Consider the following 17902-nt stretch of genomic DNA (forward strand, 5'->3'; position numbering starts at 1 on the left):
CTCGTCACTTCCCTCGGTCAAGCGATGGCGCCCCACCGGATTTCAGGCGCTCCTGGCACAGCCCACCCTACCCAGCGGGCCTGTAGCTAGAGTCGACGTTCAATCAACGCTGTTACGGCATCCCACAATGTGGCCGCCAGCCGGGCTTTAGCGCCCTGCGAGATGACCTGCTCAGTGCCGTCCGCGGCGAGCAGCCAGCCCGAATTGTCCTCGGTGCCGAACGCTTTTCCGTCGCCGACCGCGTTGACCACGAGCAGATCCGCGCCCTTGCGCCGGAGCTTGGCGCGGGCGTGGTCCAGCACACTGCCGTTCTCGTCGCCGGTTTCCGCGGCGAACCCCACCACGACCTGCCCGTCCCGCTTGCCCCGCACCAGTTCGGCGAGGATGTCGGCGTTGCGGTCGAGCGTGATGACCGGGTCCGGGCTGTCGTCGGACTTCTTGATCTTGGCTTGGGCCAGCGTCGCGGGCCGGAAATCCGCGACCGCGGCGGCCATCACGACGACATCCGCGTCCGCGGCGGCGGAATGCACCGCTTTGCGCATTTCTTCCGCGGTGGACACGCGCTGCAGCGTCGCGCCCGCCGGGGACGGCAGTTCGTCGGTGTGCCCGGCGACCAGCGTGACCTCGGCGCCGCGTTGCGCGGCGACCCGGGCGAGGGCGAAGCCCTGCTTGCCGGACGAGCGGTTGCCGAGGAAGCGGACCGGGTCGAGCGGCTCCCGGGTGCCGCCCGCGGAGATCACCACGCGGAGGCCTTCTAGGTCCCGCGGCAGCGCGCGCGGTTCGGCGAGCAGCAGCCGGGCCAGGTCGACGATCTCGGCAGGGTCGGCGAGCCGTCCCTTGCCGGTGTCGACGCCGGTCAACCGGCCGGCGGCGGGTTCGGTGACGACCAGGCCGCGCGAGCGCAGCAGCGCCACGTTGTCGCGGGTGGCCGGGTGCTCCCACATCTCGGTGTGCATCGCCGGGAAGAAGGCGACCGGGCACCGGGCGGTGAGCAGGGTGTTCGTGAGGAGGTCGTCGGCGAGCCCGTGCGCGGCCTTGGCCAGCAGGTTCGCGGTCGCCGGGACGACCAGCACGAGGTCGGCCTCTTTGCCGACCCGCACGTGCTGCACTTCGGGCACCTCGGTGAAGACCCCGGTGTGCACCGGGTTGCCGGACAGTGCCTCGAAGGTCGCCGCGCCGACGAAGTTCAGCGCGGCCTCGGTGGGCACGACGCGGACGTCGTGCCCGGATTCGGTGAGGCCCCGCAGGACCTCGCACGCCTTGTAGGCGGCGATGCCGCCGCCCACGCCCAGGACGACCCTGGGCTTGGCGTCATTCACCCTCGGTGTGCTCGAGCAGCCCGCCGTGGATCTCGCGCAGCGCGATCGACAGCGGCTTCTCCCGGGGACCGGGCTCGACCAGCGGGCCGACGTACTCCAGCAGGCCCTCGCCCAGCTGCGCGTAGTAGTCGTTGATCTGCCGGGCCCGCTTGGCCGAGTAGATCACCAGCGCGTACTTCGAGGAGACCTTCTCGAGCAGGTCGTCGATCGGCGGGTTGGTGATGCCTTCGAGCTCTTCCAGCGTCGCCTGTTGCACAGTCACTCGTGGTGCTCCGTATCGTCACATCGATCGGCGGCAGAATCGCCACCGCCGGTAATCAAGTCTAGCAACCGCCGCGCGGCGACCTCGACGTCGGCGTTCACGACCCGCTCGTCGAACTCCCCGGCCGCGGCCAGTTCGCGTTCCGCCTCGGCCAGCCGGGCGGCCACCGCGGCCTCGGTCTCGGTGCCCCGGCCGGTGAGCCTGCCGACCAGTTCCTCCCAGGACGGCGGCATCAGCATGACCAGCCGCGCCTCCGGCATCGCGGCCCGGACCTGCCGGGCGCCCTGCAGTTCGATCTCCAGGACCGCCGGGCGGCCGTCCGCCAGCGCCTTCTCCACCGGCTCGCGCGGCGTGCCGTACCGGTTGCCCGCGAACTCGGCCCATTCCAGCAGCCGGTTCCCGGCCACCATCCGGTCGAATTCGGCGGAATCCACGAAGTGGTAATGGTTTCCGTCGACCTCGCCCGGCCGCGGCGCCCTCGTCGTCACCGAAACGCTGAAGTACAGGTTCGGCTCGAGCAGGCGCAGCTGTCCCACCACACTCGACTTCCCGACGCCGGAAGGGCCGGAGACGACGGTGAGCCGGGGGCGGGAGATGTCTCCTGCCCCCGGCTCACCGCCGCGGTCGGCGCCCCGGGTCACCGGGTAGTCCTGACCGACGCCGCTCACTCGCCGCTGAACTCGGCCAGCAGCGCCTTGCGCTGCCGGTCGCCGAGCCCGCGGAGCCTGCGGCTGGGGGCGATCTCCAGTCGTTCCATCGTCTGCTGGGCGCGCACCTTGCCGACGCCGGGGAGCGCCTCGAGCAAGGCCGAAACCTTCATCTTGCCGAGGACTTCGTTCTCCTCGGCCTGCTTCAGCACGTCGACCAGAGTGGTACCGCCCCGCTTCAGCCGCTCCTTCAGCTCAGCACGGATGCGGCGGGCGGCGGCGGCCTTCTCCAGCGCCGCAGCACGCTGTTCCTCTGTCAGCTGGGGAAGTGCCACGTTTTCCTCCGGTAGTTCTCACATCTGGGTGGGTGACGCGACGGTACCCACCCCTGAGCAGGGGCCACAATGCGGGGGTGGCTGGTGGAGCGCGATTCCGGGGCCTGCTATTGGCCTTTTCCGCGCAGTCCCGCCAACCGGCCGTTCACCTCTTGGGCCGCACGGCGTAACGCGTCCGTGTCCGGGCCGTGGCGCAGCAGGTCTCGCGAGGACGCCGGGAGAAGGCCCGGCAGACCCTCGCCGAAGACTGCCCGCAAATCCGCCTCAGTTGCCCCCTGCGCCCCGAAACCGGGCGCGAGCACCGGTCCGTTGAGCCGGCTCAGGTCGACTTCCCCAGGAGCCACAGTGGCCCCTACGACCACGCCGACGTCGCCGTACGGCTCAGCACCCGCGTTGTGGTCCGCAGCAGCGTCTACGACGCTCTGAGCGACCGTACGGCCGTCTTCGAGCCGCGCGCGCTGCAACGCGTTCGCTTCCGGGTTCGACGTGCGCGCAAGCACGAAGAGCCCGTTGCCAGCTTCGCGCGCAGCCGCCACGGCCGCGTCGAGCGCGCCGAAGCCGAGGTACGGCGACACCGTTGCCGCGTCGGCGGTGAAAGCCGCCTTATCGGCCACGTACGCCGCCGTATAGGCCGCCATGGTGGAACCGATGTCGCCACGCTTCACGTCCAGCAGGACAAGCGCTCCGGCGTCGTGAGCGACGTCTACGACGCGTTCGAGCACCGCCACTCCGGCGGACCCGAACGCCTCGAAGAACGCCGATTGCGGCTTCACGATCGCCGCCACCTCGCCCAGCGCCTCCGCGGCGCTGAGCGCGAAGCGTTCGAGCCCGCTCACGTCGAGCGGGAGGTCCCACGCCTCGATCAGGCCCGGATGCGGGTCGATCCCGGCGCACAGCGGCCCGCGCGCGGCCACCGCTTCGGCCAGCCGGGCCCCGAACCGCGCGGTCACGACTTCGCCTTCAGAGCCGCCTGAAGGTCCTGCAGGCTGCGCACGCCGATGTCGCCGCGGATAAGCGCTTCGATGCCGTGCACGGCCGCCGCGGCGCCCTGCACCGTGGTGATGCACGGAATGTCGCGCGACACCGCGGCAGTGCGGATTTCGTAACCGTCCACGCGCGGCCCGCTGTTTCCGTACGGCGTGTTGATCACCATGTTGACCTCGCCGGCGAGGATCACGTCGACGATGTTCGGCTCGCCGGCGCCCGGGTCCGCCTCCGAGTGCTTGCGCACCACGGAACAGGCAACCCCGTTGCGCCGCAACACTTCCGCGGTCCCGGAGGTGGCGAGGATCTCGAAGCCGAGGTCAGCCAGCCGCTTCACCGGGAAGACGAGCGAACGCTTGTCGCGGTTGGCGACGGAGACGAAAACCCGGCCCGAGGTGGGAAGGGATCCGTAGGCGGCGCTCTGCGATTTCGCGAATGCTTTCCCGAAGGACGTGTCGACGCCCATGACCTCGCCGGTGGATTTCATTTCCGGGCCGAGCAAGGAGTCGACGCCGTGTCCTTCCGGGGTGCGGAACCGGTGGAACGGCAGCACGGCTTCCTTGACCGCGACCGGGGAATCGGCGGGCATGCGACCGCCGTCGCCCTCGGCGGGCAGGACTCCGCTGGCGCGCAGGTCCTTGATCGTCGAGCCGGTCATCACCAGCGCCGCGGCCTTCGCCAGCGGGACAGCGGTGGCCTTGGAGACGAACGGGACGGTGCGCGAGGCGCGCGGGTTGGCTTCCAGGACGTAGAGCACGTCGTCCTTGAGCGCGTACTGCACGTTGAGCAGGCCGCGGACGCCGACGCCGCGGGCGATGGCCTCGGTGGAGCGGCGGACCGCCTCGAGGTCCTGCGCGCCGAGCGTGATCGGCGGCAGGGCGCAGGAGGAGTCGCCGGAGTGGATGCCGGCTTCCTCGATGTGCTCCATGACGCCGCCGAGGTAGAGGTCCTCGCCGTCGAACAGCGCGTCGACGTCGATCTCGATGGCGTCGTCCAGGAACCGGTCCACCAGCACCGGGTGCTCGGGGGTGACCTCGGTGGCGCGGCGGATGTAGCCGGCGAGGGATTCCTCGTCGTAGACGATCTCCATGCCGCGCCCGCCCAGCACGTAGGACGGGCGGACCAGCACCGGGTAGCCGATCTCGTCGGCGATCCGCTTCGCGCCCTCGAACGAGGTCGCCGTGCCGTACTTCGGCGCGGGCAGCCCGGCCTCGGTCAGCACCTCGCCGAACGCGCCGCGGTCCTCGGCCAGGTCGATCGCCTCCGGCGGCGTCCCGACGACCGGCACCCCGGCGTCGGCCAGCCGCTGCGCGAGCCCGAGCGGGGTCTGCCCGCCCAGCTGCACGATCACCCCGGCGACCGTGCCGGACTGCTGCTCGGCGTGCACGACCTCCAGCACGTCCTCGAACGACAGCGGCTCGAAGTACAGCCGGTCGCTCGTGTCGTAGTCGGTGGACACGGTTTCCGGGTTGCAGTTGACCATCACGGCCTCGAACCCGGCCTCGCGCAACGCGATCGCCGCGTGCACGCAGGAGTAGTCGAACTCGATGCCCTGCCCGATCCGGTTCGGGCCGGAGCCCAGGATCAGCACCTTCGGCTTGTCGCCCTGCGCCGCGACCTCGGAGACGGCCGCGGGGTCGGTCTCGTAGGCCGAGTAGTGGTACGGGGTCTTCGCCGCGAACTCCGCCGCGCAGGTGTCGACCGTCTTGAACACCGGCCGCACCCCCAGCCGGTGCCGCAGCGCCCGCACGCCGTCCTCGCCCGCCAGTTCCGGGCGCAGCGCGGCGATCTGCCGGTCCGACAGGCCGGTGCGCTTCGCCCGGCGCAGCAGGTCTCCGTCGAGCACCGGGGCGTCGCGGACCTCGGCGCCGACCTCGCCGATCAGCGCGATCTGGTCGATGAACCACGGGTCGATCCCGGACGCCTCGTGCACCTGCTCGACGGTCGCGCCGAGCCGCAGCGCCAGTTCCACCTCGTAGAGGCGGCCTTCGTGCGGCGTGCGCAGCGAGTCCAAAGTGGACTTGACAGTCGCGCCCTCGGGGTCGGGCAGCGTCCAGAACCCGGTCGCCTTCGTTTCGATCGACCGCATCGCCTTCCCGAGGGCTTCGGGGAAACTGCGGCCGAACGACATCGCCTCGCCGACGGACTTCATCGTCGTGGTCAGCGTCGGGTCCGCGCCGGGGAACTTCTCGAACGCGAACCGCGGCACCTTCACCACCACGTAGTCCAGCGTCGGCTCGAACGCCGCCGGGGTCTCGCCGGTGATGTCGTTGCGGATCTCGTCGAGGGTGTAGCCGATCGCCAGCTTCGCCGCGATCTTCGCGATCGGGAAACCGGTCGCCTTCGACGCCAGCGCGGACGAGCGGGACACGCGCGGGTTCATCTCGATCACGACCATCCGGCCGTCCTCGGGGTTGAACGCGAACTGGATGTTGCAGCCGCCGGTGTCCACGCCGACCTCGCGCAGCACCGCGATGCCGACGTCGCGCATCACCTGGAACTCGCGGTCGGTCAGCGTCATCGTCGGCGCGACGGTGACCGAGTCGCCGGTGTGCACGCCCATCGCGTCCACGTTCTCGATCGAGCACACGACCACGACGTTGTCGTGCTTGTCGCGCATCAGCTCGAGCTCGTACTCCTTCCAGCCGAGCACGCTCTCCTCGATCAGCACCTCGGTCACCGGGGACTCGGCGAGCCCGGTCGAGGCCAGCCGCTCCAGGTCCTCGGGCGTGTGCGCCATGCCGGAACCCAAGCCGCCCATGGTGAACGACGGCCGGATGACCACCGGCAGGCCCAGTTCCCCGACCGTGGCACGGACCTCGTCCATGTCGTGGCACACCCGCGAGCGCGGCACGTCGGCGCCGACCGTGCGCACGATGTCCTTGAACTTCTGCCGGTCCTCGCCGCGCTGGATCGCGTCAATGTCCGCGCCGATCAGCTCCACGCCGTACTTCTCCAGCACGCCGCGCTCGTGCAGCGCCACCGCGCAGTTCAGCGCGGTCTGCCCGCCCAGCGTCGCCAGGATCGCGTCCGGGCGCTCGGCGGCGATGACCTTCTCCACGAAGTCCGGCGTCACCGGCTCGATGTAGGTCGCGTCCGCGAACTCCGGATCCGTCATGATCGTCGCCGGGTTCGAGTTCACCAGGCTCACGCGCAGACCCTCGCTGCGCAGCACCCGGCAGGCCTGCGTGCCCGAGTAGTCGAACTCGGCCGCCTGCCCGATCACGATCGGCCCGGAGCCGATCACCAGCACGTGCTGGATGTCCGTCCTCTTCGGCATCAGGCCTTCTTCTCCATCAAGTCAACGAATTCGTCGAACAGCGGCGCGGCGTCGTGCGGACCCGCGGCCGCTTCGGGGTGGTACTGCACGGAAAACGCGGGCACGTCGAAAGCGCGCACGCCCTCGACCGTGTCGTCGTTCGGGCAGTAGTGGCTGATCTGCGCGGCGCCGTAAGGGGAATCGAACCGCTGGCCCGGCTCGCCTTCGAGAGCGAAACCGTGGTTCTGCGCGGTGATCGCGACCCGTCCGGTCGCCACGTCGATCACCGGGATGTTGATCCCCCGGTGCCCGTAGCGCATCTTGTACGTGCCCAATCCCAGGGCCCGGCCCAGGATCTGGTTGCCGAAACAAATCCCGAACAGCGGAATCCGCTGCTCCAGAACCGTTTTCGTCAACGCCGTCGCGTGCGCGGTCGTCGCCGGGTCGCCGGGGCCGTTGGACAGGAACACCCCGTCCGGCTCCAGCCCCAGCAGCTCCTCCGCGGTGGTGCTGGACGGCAGCACGTGCACCTCGATGCCCCGCTGCGTCATCAGCCGCGGCGTGTTCGACTTGATCCCCAAGTCCAGCGCCGCGACCCGGAACCGCCGTTCTCCTTGCGCCGCAACGACATACGGCTTTTCAGTGGAGACCTCGCCCGCGAGGTCCGCGCCCTTCATCGGCGGGCTCGCCAGCACCTCCGCGACCATCTGCTCGTCGCTGCCCAGCGCGTCGCCGGAGAACACCCCGGCGCGCATCGCGCCCTGCTCCCGCAGATGCCGCGTCAGCGTCCGGGTGTCCACTTCGGAAATCCCGACCACACCCTGGCGCACCAGTTCGTCGTCCAGCGTGCGCTTCGCCCGCCAGCTCGACGGCGTGCGCGCCGGATCCCGCACCACGTAACCGGAAACCCAGATCCGGGCCGATTCGTCGTCCTCGTCGTTCCAGCCGGTGTTGCCGATCTGCGGCGCGGTCTGCACCACGATCTGCCGGTGGTACGACGGATCCGTCAGCGTTTCCTGGTACCCCGTCATGCCGGTGCAGAACACCGCCTCGCCGAGCGTTCGCCCGCGCGCGCCGTAGGCCGCGCCGCGGAACACCCGGCCGTCTTCGAGAACCAGGGCGGCGGGGCCGCGAGTGCCGGTGCTCACTGGGCACCTCCCTTGATGTCGTGATCGGAAAGTTCGTTGATCCATTGTGGATAGTCGTCCAGGTCGTCGCCGCGGAACCCGGTGTCCAGCTCGACGTCGCCGAGCCGCCAGGCGATCACCAGCAGCACGTCGGTGCCGGTGACCTTCCCGGCGAGCCGGGAATCGCGGCGGATCCCGGTGATCGAGGCGCGCGGGATCCAGAAGTCCGGCAGCCCGCCGCGTTCCACGGCCACGCCGTCCGGGTGCAGCCGCCAGACCGCCCCGGACCTCGGGCCCGCGCCTCGCGTCACGACGCGGTCCTGCCAGTTGCCCGCGGTCGTGGTGCCCACGCACACGCCGGTCGATTCCAGCTGGAACTCGCCGGGGTCGGCCGGGATCTCCGGGAACGGCGCGATCCGCGCGCTTTGCGAACGCGCCTTGCGCCGCCAGCCCATCCACATGCCCCACAGGCACAGCAGGAAGAAGGCGACGATCCCCAGCGTCAGCAGCAACCGCTCCATCAGCAGATCTTCCCCTCGCGCGCGGTGATCCGCCCGCGCAGCAGGGTCGCCGTCACCACGCCGGGCAACCGCATTCCCTCGTACGGGGTGTTGGCGGCGATGCTGGCCAGTTCGGCCCCGCGCACGGTCCATTCGGCATCCGGGTCGACCAGCGTCAGGTTCGCCGGTTCGCCCGCTTCGATCGGACGGCCGTGCCCGGCCAGGTTCCCGACCTCCGCGGGCCGCTCGCTCATGACCCGGGCGACGCCGCGCCAGTCGAGCAGACCGGTCTTGACCATCGTCTCCACGACCACCGACAGCGCGGTCTGCAGGCCGAGCATGCCGGGCCGGGCCGCGGCCCATTCGGTGTCCTTGTCCTGCGGGGCGTGCGGCGCGTGGTCGGTCGCGACGCAGTCCACGACGCCCTCGGCCAGCGCGGCGCGCAGCTTCTCCGCGTCGCCGCCGGTGCGCAGCGGCGGGTTCACCTTGTTGACCGGGTCGTAGGTCTCGAGCCGGTCGTCGGTGAGCAGCAGGTGGTGCGGCGTGACCTCGGCCGAGACCTTCGTGCCGCGCTCCTTCGCCCAGCGCAGGACGTCGACCGTGCCCGCGGTGGAGACGTGGCAGACGTGCAGCCGCGCGTTCGCGTGCAGCGCCAGCAGGCAGTCGCGCGCGACGATCGACTCCTCCGCCGACGCCGGCCAGCCCGGGTAGCCCAGCCGCGACGCCTGCTCGCCCTCGTGCGCCTGCGCGCCGACGGTGAGCCGCGGTTCCTCGGCGTGCTGGGCGATCACCGCGTCGAGCGCGGTCGAGTACTCCAGCGCGCGGCGCATCAGCAGCGGGTCCGCGACGCACACGCCGTCGTCGGAGAAGACGCGCACCGCCGCGGTTCCCTTGGCCATCGTGCCCAGTTCGGCGAGCTTCTCGCCCTTGAGCCCGACGGTGACCGCGCCGACCGGGTGGACGTCGACCAGGCCGACCTCCTGCCCGCGCCGCCACACGTGGTCGGTGACGAGCGAGTTGTCGGCGACCGGATCGGTGTTGGCCATGGCGAACACGGCGGTGTAGCCGCCCAGCGCGGCCGCGGCGGAACCGGTCTCGACGGTCTCGGTGTCTTCGCGGCCCGGCTCACGCAGGTGGGTGTGCAGATCGACGAACCCGGGCAGCAGGATCTGGCCCTTGGCGTCGAGCACCTCGGCGCCCTCGGGAACGTCCACCTCGCCGATTGCGGCGATCACGCCGTCCTCGATCAGGACGTCCACCGGCTCGCCCTCGCCGTACGGGCGGGCACCCTTGATCACGATGCTCACGCAGCAGCTCCTTCACTGGCCAGGAGGTGGTAGAGGACCGCCATGCGCACGTGGACGCCGTTGCGGACCTGTTCGGTAATGGCGGAGGAGGGGGAATCCGCGACTGCGGAGGAGATCTCCATGCCGCGCAGCATCGGGCCGGGGTGCAGCACGACGGCGTGGTCGGGCAGCAGCGCCTGGCGACGCTCCGAAAGCCCGTAGGAGATCGAATATTCGCGCGCAGACGGGAAGAAGCTCTGCCCAGGGCCCCCGCCCGTCATCCGCTCGGCTTGGACGCGCAGCATCATCACCGCGTCGACCGCGGGCAGCTCGGCGTCAAGATCGTGCGAGACCGTGACCGGCAGCTTCTCCACGCCGACCGGCAGCAGCGTCGGCGGCGCGACGAGCACCACCTCCGCGCCGAGAGTGCTCAGCAGGTGGATGTTCGACCGCGCGACCCGGCTGTGCAGGACGTCGCCGACGATCGCGATCCGCCGGTCCTTCAACGAACCGAGGCGTTCGCGCAAGGTCGCCGCGTCGAGCAGCGCCTGGGTCGGGTGCTCGTGCGTGCCGTCGCCCGCGTTGACCACGGCGGTGCCCGGCCCGGCAAGCCAGCCCGACAGCCGGTGCGCGGCTCCCGAGGCGGGGTGCCGGATGATCACGCAGTCGGCGCCCGCGGCGGCCAGCGTGAGCGCGGTGTCCCGCAGCGATTCGCCCTTGTTCACCGAGGAGCTGGACGCCGAGACGTTGATCACGTCCGCGCTCATCCACTTCCCGGCGATCTCGAACGACACCCGGGTGCGCGTGGAGTTTTCGTAGAACAGCGTGATCACGGTGCGGCCGCGCAGCGTCGGCAGCTTCTTGACCTCGCGGCCGAGCAGCGTGTGCTTCAGCTCGTCGGCGGTGTCGAGCACGGCGGTCGCGGTGTCCGCGTCGAGCCCGTCGGTGGCGAGCAGGTGCTTCACCGGGTTTCTCCTTCCGGCGCGCGCAGCAGCACCGCGTCCCGGCCGTCGGTTTCGGACAGCAGTACGGAGACGCCTTCGGCGCGCGCGGTGGGCACGTTCTTGCCGACGTAGTCGGCGCGGATCGGCAGCTCGCGGTGGCCGCGGTCGACGAGCACGGCGAGCTGGACGGCACGCGGGCGGCCGTGGTCGCGCAAGGCGTCGAGGGCGGCGCGGATGGTGCGGCCGGAGAACAGGACGTCGTCGACGAGGATGACGACCCGGTTGTCGATCCCGCCCGGCGGCAGCTGCGTCTGCTCGAGAGCACGCGGCGGACGGCGGCGGAGATCGTCGCGGTAGAGGGTGACGTCGAGGGCGCCGTGCGGCGGCGCGGCCCCGGCGAACTCGCCGATCTTCTCGGCGAGGCGCGCGGCCAGCGGCGTGCCGCGCGTGGGGATGCCGAGCAGCACCGGGTACTGCTCCGGCGGACCGGCTCCGAGAGCGGTCTTCTCGATGACCTGGTGGGCCATCCTCGCGATCGTGCGCGCGACATCACCGGCGGACAGCAGCTCGCGCTCTCCCGCCGGCTCCGCCGCGCCACGCGGACGTGACGACAAGGCGGACCTCCTTCCCCGCCTCTCTGGACGGGTCCTTAAAGGACGTCGGCAACCGGCTGCTGCCGGAAACCGCACCGACAGTAGCAGGGCGGGTCAATCAGTCTTCCGGGTGGTACGCGCACGCCCGCCACCTGCGCGGACCGACCTACTGCTTGACCTGGTGACAACTATGCGTAACCATTACTCTGAGTATTCGACTCGAGGAGTCCCCGGCCCGGTCCTCCCGGCCGGCGCGGGGTGAGGAAACGGAGAACCACCAGATGGGCGATTACGCCAAGGCGCTCGGGGCCAAGCTCCGCGGGATCCGCCAGCAGCAAGGCCTGTCCCTGCACGGGGTCGAGCAGAAGTCCGGCGGCCGCTGGAAGGCCGTCGTGGTCGGCTCGTACGAGCGCGGCGACCGGGCGGTGACCGTCCAGAAGCTGGCCGAGCTGGCGGACTTCTACGGCGTGCCGGTGGTCGAACTGCTGCCGGAGGGCCGCGTCCCGTCCGGGGCCGAGCCAGCCACGAAGATCGTGATCAACCTGGAGCGGCTCCAGCAGCTGCCCGCGGAGAAGGTCGGCCCGCTCGCCCGGTACGCGGCCACCATCCAGAGCCAGCGCGGCGACTACAACGGCAAGGTGCTCTCCATCCGCACCGAGGACCTGCGCTCGCTGGCCATCATCTACGACATGACCCCCGGAGAGCTCACCGAGCAGCTCATCGACTGGGGCGTCCTCCCGCCGGAAGCCCGGCCGTCCAAAGAGGACTGAGGACTGATGGCGGCAGCGGCCGTGCACGACGCGGCGGGCTTCCCGCACCCGGGGAACCGGGAACGCCCGCCGCGCTTCGGGTGAGGCCGGGCCGACGTCCTGGCACCAGCGCCGCCGGGCCGATCTCGCCCACCGTCGCGCTGACGTGCCCGGTTTGCCGTGCGGCGAACCGGCTGGATTTTCTTGTCTTCACCGCGCCGGGGAATCGGAACTGTCCGGGTTCCGGCGCGTTTCCCGCTCCGGGACGGGCCGCCGGGGACTGTTTCCTCACGTCGGCTGCTTACCCGCTGCGGGCCGCGCCGTTGGGGATGTTTCCTCATCTCCCGCTCAAGGTCGCACCGCCGGGAAACTGTTTCCTCGCCCCGGCCGCTTCGCTGCTCCGGCCGCACCGTCGGGGATTGTTTCCTCATCCAGGCCACTCCCCTGCTCAGGGCCGTGACGCCGGAAACTTCTTCCGGCAATTTCCCCGTTTCGGGCCGCACCGCAGGAAACTGCTTCCTCGCCCAGGCCGCTTACCTGCTCAGGGCCGCGCTGCCCCAGGCTGCTTCCTCGCCCGGCCGCTCACCCGCTCGTGGCCGCGCCGCCGGGGACTGCTTTGGCACCCCGGCCACTTCCCCGCTCCAGGCCACACCATTTCTTCACTCCGGCCGCCCCCTGCTCCGGACTTCTGGTTCCGGGCGGATCCCCTGGCCTGGCTCGCAGTCCGGCTCCGAACGCCGACCCTCCCCAGCGACCATTTCCCTCACGCGCAGCGGAAAAGTGTTGCCACACCGCGATTTCCGCAACTAAACGCCGCGATCCCCTCGCACGGCACCGGATTTCCCCACCGATCGCGGGTTCCCCCCGCCCAACCCGGGCGACCGCTCACTCACCGCAGCGACTCCGGAAAACCCCCGCCCGGAATTCCCCGGATCGCCGCGAAACCGGCCGGGCCGGGCCGCCGCGAATGGCGCCCGCCGACCGGTTCTGATTTCGCTCGGTGATCAATTTTCTCCCGAGCGCCCCTCGCACCGGCCGCCGAGGGCCCGGCGGTGACCCGATCAGGCAGCGGCCATTCAGGTGGCCGCTTTCCCCCAGCCGGGTGACCTCTGACTACCGAACCGCCGGGCTACAGAATCGCGCGCAGGCGGTCGGCGATCGTGCCGATGCGGCCGAGCACGCCGTTGATGAACCGCGGCGAATCGTCCGTCGAGAGTTCCTTCGCGAGACCGACCGCTTCGTCGATCGCGACCGCGTCGGGGACGTCGGCCGACCACAGCATCTCGTACACGCCGACGCGCAGGACAGCCAAATCGACCGGCGGCATCCGCTCCAGGGTCCAGCCCTGCGAGTGTTCCGCCAGCAGTTCGTCGATCCGCTCGCGGTGGGCCGTGACGCCCTCCACGACGGTGATCGTGTAGTCCGCGACCGGGTCGACCTCGACCGCGCCGACCCGGTCGGCCAGCAGCGTGACCGGGTCGGCGGACCGCTGGGCGGCCTCGTACATCATCTCGACCGCGCGCCTGCGGGCCTGCCGCCTGCTGATCGCGCCGCCGCGGTTCGGGTGCGGGGGAAGCTTGTCCGCCATCAGCTGGAGACGCGGCCGAGGTAACGGCCGTCGCGGGTGTCGACCTTGATCTTCTCGCCGGTCGAGAGGAACAGCGGGACCTGGATCTCCGCGCCGGTCTCGAGCGTCGCCGGCTTGGTGCCGCCGGTGGAACGGTCGCCCTGCAGGCCCGGGTCGGTGTGCTGGATGACGATCTCGACCGAGGTCGGCAGCTCGACGTACAGCGGCTCGTTCTCGTGCACCGCGACCTGGACCTCGGTGTTCTCGAGCATGTAGTTCGCGTTGTCGCCGACGGTCTCGGCGGGCACGGTGATCTGGTCGTAGGTGTCGCCGTCCATGAAGACGAAGTCCGCGCCGTCCTTGTACAGGTACGTCATGTTCCGGCGGTCCACCGTGGCCGTCTCGACCTTCGTGCCCGCGTTGAAGGTCTTGTCGACGACCTTGCCGGTCAGCACGTGCTTGAGGGTGGTGCGCACGAACGCGCCGCCCTTGCCCGGCTTGACATGCTGGAACGCGGTGACGCTCCACAGCTGGCCGTCCAGGTTGAGGACGAGTCCGTTCTTCAGGTCGTTGGTGGTGGCCACGAGTCTTCAGGTCTCCTGTGTTCGATCTCTTCGGCCGCGGCCGTCAGACGGCCACGAGGTCCTTGGTGCTCAGGGTGAGGAGTTCGGGTCCGGAGTCCCGCACGACGAGCGTGTCCTCGATGCGCACGCCACCGCGCCCCGCGAGGTACACGCCGGGCTCGACGGTGACCGCCATACCGGCGGACAGTGTACCGACGCCCGCCGCGGCGAGACTCGGTGCCTCATGCACTTCCAGCCCGACGCCGTGGCCGAGACCGTGCGCGAACTGCTCGCCGTACCCGGCGTCGGCGATCACCGAGCGCGCCGCGGCGTCCACTTCGGACACCACAGCGCCGGGCCGGACCGCTTCGACGCCCGCCGCCTGCGCGCGGTGCACCAGGTCGTAGATCTCGCGCTGCCAGTCCGCGGGCTCGCCGATGACGACCATGCGGGTCATGTCCGAGTGGTAGCCGTCGACCGTGGCGCCGAAGTCGAACTTCACGAAGTCGCCGCGGCTCAGTTCGGCCCCGGTCGGCCGGTGGTGCGGGATCGCCGAGTTCGGCCCGGCGGCGACGATGGATTCGAACGAGATCCCGGACGAACCCTGCTCCAGCATCCGGTTCTCCAGGTCGCGCGCCACTTCCAGCTCGGTCCGGCCCGGCCGCACTCCGCCGGCCTCGATCAGCCCGGCCAGCGCGCGGTCGGCGGCCGCGCACGCGGCGCGCAGGGCGGCGATCTCGACCTCGTCCTTGACCACCCGCAGCTGCTCGGTCAGCCCCGGCGTGCGGACCAGGTCGACCCGGTCGAAGGGCACCTTGAGGTTCTCGTGCTCCTCGACGCTCACGTGCTGGCTCTCGAACCCGGTCCGGCCGTAGTCGGCGAGCCGTCCGGCCGCGTGCGCCGCGAGCGCGCGGGCGCTGGCGCGGTCGAGCACGCGTTCCAGGTCGGGCACCTCGGACGCCGACTGGGTCGTGTAGCGCCCGTCGGTGCAGAACAGGGTCTTCGCGTCGCCGCCCGCGTGCACCAGCAGCGCGGCGTTCGACCCGGTGAACCCGGTCAGGTAGCGGATGTTGAGCAGGTCGGTGACCAGCAGCGCGTCGACCCCGTTCTCGTGGAGCAGGGTGGCAAGCGCGGCACGGCGGTGAGCGTGGATTTCCGGCACCCGGCCAGCTTAACCAGCGGCCTCCGGTCACGGTTTCGGCGCGGCGGGAGGACGGCCTACTGGCGGTTAACTTCGGCGCGCCTACACTCCGTCCATGCTGGGTGCCTGGTTGACGCGCGGGCTGGTCATGGCGGTCGTGCACGCCGCCGCGATGACGCTGCTCGCCAAGTGGTCCGTGTTCCACCCGACCGGCCAGACGCTGTTCACGTCGCTCACCATCGCCGTACTGGTCGGCCTGGCGGCGTTGTGGAGCGCGATCGACGGCTGGCGCGGCCTGCCCGACAGAGGGCGCGCGTGGTTCATCGCCTCCCTGGTCGCGGGCGTGGGCTCGGGCATCCTGTACGTGATCGGACGCGCGATCTTCGTCGACCAGACCGGGGTTTCCGAGCTGGGAGCCGCGCTCACCGGCGGGGCGGCGTTCTCCGCGCTGCTCGTGCTGGTGCCCGCCGGACTGGGGTTGTTCGTCGGCGGCCGGATCCGGCGTCCGGCATCTTCCGACGAGGACGATTCGGCCGCTGATTCCGGCTCGGAGCCGGACGACGAGGACGGTTCCGGCAGCCGCTCCGGCGAACTCGATTTGCCGCCGAGCCCGACCCCGCGAACCGCTCCGAAGCCCTCTCCGGTCAGCCGCCCAGCGGCAAACCGCGCGCGGCGCCGTCCCACTGTCGCGGGTCGATCTCCTGCACCCCGGAACCGTTGAGCGACACGATCGTCGTGTCCGGCAAGCCGTAAAGCTGCCCGTCGAGCACCATGCCGTAGCCGCGGCCGTACGCGTGCACGACGGTCGCGCCGGAGCGCAGGCGGGTCTTCACCGGCACCTCCGGCACCTGCGGCAGCGGCCGGTCGACCAGCTCCCCGGCGAGTACCGAGGCGACTGAACGACGGTCGATCCGGATGCGCTCGCCGCGGCGGTAGAGGTCGATCGTGCGGTCCGGGGACGGCATCGCGACGCCGTCGAAGGTCGCGATGCTGCGCGACGGCGTCGAGCAGCCGCCCGCGCCCTTCACGTCGAGCCCGAAGTGCTTCAGCCCGGTCGGCGCGCCCGCCGGGCCGATCTCCGTCGCGCGGACGACGTCCAGCGAAACCAGGTCGCACGGATCGCTGACCGACGTCGGCGCGTGCCCGTCGGGACGGCGGACGAGACCGGGGCCTTCCTTCCACGCGCCCGGGATCACGACCGGTTTGTAGGGCTGCATCGTGAAATCGCGGTCCCAGAAGGTGATCGTGGTTCCGTCGGCGGTCTCGTGCGCGATGGCGAAGGCGTCGAGCGCGCCGACCCATTCCAGATCCACGCTGAACGCGTCGACCACCGACCGGGTCCGCGGCGCGGCGGTCGTCGCGGTGGGCTCGAACCCCTTCTCCCCCAACGCTTCCACGCCCTCGCGGAACGCCGGGTCGTGCGCCCGGATGACGAACTGGCCCGCCCCGTTCCAGCCCGCCGCGCGGCCGGTGGTGTCGGTGAACATCAGGTAGTACCAGCCGTCGAGGAAGACCACCGAGGGCTGGCCGGCGCCGTAGACGTTGGCGCGGTGGACGTCGTGGGACGCGCCGAGGATCGGTTTGCCGCCGTTCGAACGGGTCCAGTGGATGCCGTCCGGGCTGGTGGCCATGCCGATCGCGTTGCCGAGCGCGTGGTCGCCGGCGGCGCCGGTGTAGTAGAGGAAGTACGTGCCGCCGACGCGCAGCACCGACGGGTCGCAGGTGTGCATGCCGTCGAAGTTGCCGGGCGCGCCGGAAAGGACAGCGGGCGGCGCACCGCCACCCGGTCCAGTGAACGGTCCGTCGGCCGAGGGACCCTCGGCGTAGAGAATGTCGTCGCCAGGCGGCGGGGCGCTGCTGTACTGGCTGCACCACCAGATCCGGGTGCGGCCGTTCTCGACCATGACGGTGGGGCCGTAGTTGTAGGACGCGTCCACGGCCCCGGCGGCGACCACGCCCCCGCTCGCGCGACTGGCTCCCGAGGTAAGCGCAACGTCCGCCGCCCGAGGCGGTTCCTTCGGGGCCTGCGGTGCACCGCCCGCGATGCCGCCGTGGCCGGTGCCCTCGGCTTGCGGCTGGGCCGAAGTCTGGCTGCACCCGGAAACGAGGGAACCGGCGATCAGCAGCGAGAGCAGCTGACGCACGGGTCGCCGACCCCCACGACGAAACGGGTGCATGATCGCCGAGTGTAGCGACAGCGGCACCGGATGGGTGAACCACGTCGCGCATCGGCCGGTCAGGCGGCGGGTTTACCGGGGGCTTGCTTTGCGCTGGTCGCGGCGGTGCTCAGGCCGGGAATGGGGGCGGTGGTGATGCTGGGAAGCGTGCCGCGGTGTGGGGTTTGCCGATGTGCGGCGTGGTGGGCTGCGCGGCGATCCAGCGCAACCGTGCGCGCGGCGGCTGGCGATCACCCGGTCGCGATGCCCGAAACACGGCTGTGCTGCCGAGACCCGACGCGGCCCGGCAAGCGACGAGTCTTGCTCTTCGCCGCGAGGTCAGGACGAATGCGCGGCGATTCAGCGCAGTCGTCCGCGTCGAGACTGGCGAGCACCCCGGTCGCGACGCCGGAAACCACGCTGTGCCAACGAAACCGCCCCGCCGTTGCCGGACCAAGCGGCGAGTTTCG

Annotated in this window: 18 protein-coding genes; 2 read left to right on the forward strand and 16 right to left on the reverse strand. The window is 70.9% G+C overall.

Annotated elements, in window-relative coordinates; genetic code table 11:
- Positions 1 to 86 precede the first annotated feature (86 nt).
- The 11 genes from coaBC to pyrR all read right to left on the reverse strand — a co-directional run bounded on the left by coaBC (position 87) and on the right by pyrR (position 11277).
- Positions 87 to 1319: a bifunctional phosphopantothenoylcysteine decarboxylase/phosphopantothenate--cysteine ligase CoaBC gene (gene coaBC, locus ACZ7SW_RS39920; protein ID WP_470235554.1), complete on the reverse strand. Its 1233-nt coding sequence runs from the start codon at positions 1317 to 1319 to the stop codon at positions 87 to 89.
- Positions 1312 to 1581: a DNA-directed RNA polymerase subunit omega gene (rpoZ, locus tag ACZ7SW_RS39925; RefSeq protein ID WP_020658117.1), complete on the reverse strand. Its 270-nt coding sequence runs from the start codon at positions 1579 to 1581 to the stop codon at positions 1312 to 1314. The genes coaBC and rpoZ overlap by 8 nt, the downstream gene beginning before the upstream one ends.
- On the reverse strand, positions 1578 to 2249 hold the full coding sequence (gene gmk / locus ACZ7SW_RS39930) for a guanylate kinase (protein ID WP_470235555.1): 672 nt from the start codon (positions 2247 to 2249) through the stop codon (positions 1578 to 1580). Before gmk ends, rpoZ begins: the two co-directional genes overlap by 4 nt.
- Positions 2246 to 2563 carry an integration host factor, actinobacterial type gene (mihF, locus tag ACZ7SW_RS39935; protein WP_003096398.1) on the reverse strand — a complete coding sequence of 106 codons (318 nt, stop codon included), beginning with the start codon at positions 2561 to 2563 and terminating at the stop codon, positions 2246 to 2248. The genes gmk and mihF overlap by 4 nt, the downstream gene beginning before the upstream one ends.
- A gap of 107 nt (positions 2564 to 2670) precedes the next feature.
- Positions 2671 to 3513: an orotidine-5'-phosphate decarboxylase gene (pyrF, locus tag ACZ7SW_RS39940; RefSeq protein WP_470235556.1), complete on the reverse strand. Its 843-nt coding sequence runs from the start codon at positions 3511 to 3513 to the stop codon at positions 2671 to 2673.
- Complete coding sequence (gene carB / locus ACZ7SW_RS39945) at positions 3510 to 6827, reverse strand: carbamoyl-phosphate synthase large subunit (protein ID WP_470235557.1); 3318 nt, start codon at positions 6825 to 6827, stop codon at positions 3510 to 3512. Before carB ends, pyrF begins: the two co-directional genes overlap by 4 nt.
- The gene (gene carA / locus ACZ7SW_RS39950) at positions 6827 to 7999 is read right to left on the reverse strand and encodes a glutamine-hydrolyzing carbamoyl-phosphate synthase small subunit (protein ID WP_470235558.1); all 1173 of its coding nucleotides are present in this window, start codon (positions 7997 to 7999) and stop codon (positions 6827 to 6829) included. The genes carB and carA overlap by 1 nt, the downstream gene beginning before the upstream one ends.
- Entirely contained in the window at positions 7951 to 8454 is a 504-nt protein-coding gene (locus ACZ7SW_RS39955) for a PH-like domain-containing protein (protein ID WP_470235559.1), read from the reverse strand. Before ACZ7SW_RS39955 ends, carA begins: the two co-directional genes overlap by 49 nt.
- Positions 8454 to 9740, reverse strand: a complete 1287-nt coding sequence (locus ACZ7SW_RS39960) for a dihydroorotase (RefSeq protein ID WP_470235560.1) — start codon at positions 9738 to 9740, stop codon at positions 8454 to 8456. Before ACZ7SW_RS39960 ends, ACZ7SW_RS39955 begins: the two co-directional genes overlap by 1 nt.
- Positions 9737 to 10684 carry an aspartate carbamoyltransferase catalytic subunit gene (locus ACZ7SW_RS39965; RefSeq protein ID WP_470235561.1) on the reverse strand — a complete coding sequence of 316 codons (948 nt, stop codon included), beginning with the start codon at positions 10682 to 10684 and terminating at the stop codon, positions 9737 to 9739. Before ACZ7SW_RS39965 ends, ACZ7SW_RS39960 begins: the two co-directional genes overlap by 4 nt.
- Positions 10681 to 11277 carry a bifunctional pyr operon transcriptional regulator/uracil phosphoribosyltransferase PyrR gene (gene pyrR, locus ACZ7SW_RS39970; RefSeq protein ID WP_470235562.1) on the reverse strand — a complete coding sequence of 199 codons (597 nt, stop codon included), beginning with the start codon at positions 11275 to 11277 and terminating at the stop codon, positions 10681 to 10683. The genes ACZ7SW_RS39965 and pyrR overlap by 4 nt, the downstream gene beginning before the upstream one ends.
- Positions 11278 to 11537: 260 nt before the next feature.
- Here pyrR and bldD point away from each other — a divergent pair, with 260 nt between their 5' ends.
- Positions 11538 to 12026 (forward strand): transcriptional regulator BldD, encoded by a 489-nt coding sequence (gene bldD, locus ACZ7SW_RS39975; protein ID WP_003096372.1) that lies wholly within the window; start codon positions 11538 to 11540, stop codon positions 12024 to 12026.
- 1108 nt (positions 12027 to 13134) lie between these two features.
- On the opposite strand, the gene nusB is transcribed toward bldD, so the two are convergent.
- Genes nusB through ACZ7SW_RS39990 form a run of 3 tightly spaced genes read right to left on the reverse strand, consistent with a single transcriptional unit; the run spans position 13135 to position 15297 of the window.
- A complete protein-coding gene (gene nusB / locus ACZ7SW_RS39980; RefSeq protein ID WP_470235563.1) occupies positions 13135 to 13593 on the reverse strand; it encodes a transcription antitermination factor NusB in 459 nt (152 codons plus the stop codon).
- Entirely contained in the window at positions 13593 to 14156 is a 564-nt protein-coding gene (gene efp / locus ACZ7SW_RS39985) for an elongation factor P (RefSeq protein WP_370938777.1), read from the reverse strand. Before efp ends, nusB begins: the two co-directional genes overlap by 1 nt.
- A gap of 43 nt (positions 14157 to 14199) precedes the next feature.
- On the reverse strand, positions 14200 to 15297 hold the full coding sequence (locus tag ACZ7SW_RS39990; protein ID WP_470235564.1) for a M24 family metallopeptidase: 1098 nt from the start codon (positions 15295 to 15297) through the stop codon (positions 14200 to 14202).
- A gap of 94 nt (positions 15298 to 15391) precedes the next feature.
- Here ACZ7SW_RS39990 and ACZ7SW_RS39995 point away from each other — a divergent pair, with 94 nt between their 5' ends.
- Positions 15392 to 15997, forward strand: a complete 606-nt coding sequence (locus tag ACZ7SW_RS39995) for a B-4DMT family transporter (RefSeq protein ID WP_470235565.1) — start codon at positions 15392 to 15394, stop codon at positions 15995 to 15997.
- Here ACZ7SW_RS39995 and ACZ7SW_RS40000 read toward each other — a convergent pair.
- Positions 15921 to 17411 (reverse strand): glycoside hydrolase family protein, encoded by a 1491-nt coding sequence (locus tag ACZ7SW_RS40000; protein ID WP_470235625.1) that lies wholly within the window; start codon positions 17409 to 17411, stop codon positions 15921 to 15923. The genes ACZ7SW_RS39995 and ACZ7SW_RS40000 overlap by 77 nt on opposite strands.
- 272 nt (positions 17412 to 17683) lie before the next feature.
- On the reverse strand, positions 17684 to 17902 hold a 219-nt coding region (locus tag ACZ7SW_RS40005; RefSeq protein ID WP_470235566.1), incomplete at its 5' end, for a hypothetical protein.

Source organism: Amycolatopsis sp. NPDC114484 (assembly GCF_055633755.1).

Bases quoted from the DNA above. Each gene is read 5' to 3' on its own strand.
- carB (WP_470235557.1), bottom strand. From the start codon at position 6,827: ATGCCGAAGAGGACGGACATCCAGCACGTGCTGGTGATCGGCTCCGGG.
- carA (WP_470235558.1), bottom strand. From the start codon at position 7,999: ATGGATCAACGAACTTTCCGATCACGACATCAAGGGAGGTGCCCAGTG.
- ACZ7SW_RS39955 (WP_470235559.1), bottom strand. From the start codon at position 8,454: ATGGAGCGGTTGCTGCTGACGCTGGGGATCGTCGCCTTCTTCCTGCTG.
- bldD (WP_003096372.1), top strand. From the start codon at position 11,538: ATGGGCGATTACGCCAAGGCGCTCGGGGCCAAGCTCCGCGGGATCCGC.
- nusB (WP_470235563.1), bottom strand. From the start codon at position 13,593: ATGGCGGACAAGCTTCCCCCGCACCCGAACCGCGGCGGCGCGATCAGC.
- ACZ7SW_RS39995 (WP_470235565.1), top strand. From the start codon at position 15,392: ATGCTGGGTGCCTGGTTGACGCGCGGGCTGGTCATGGCGGTCGTGCAC.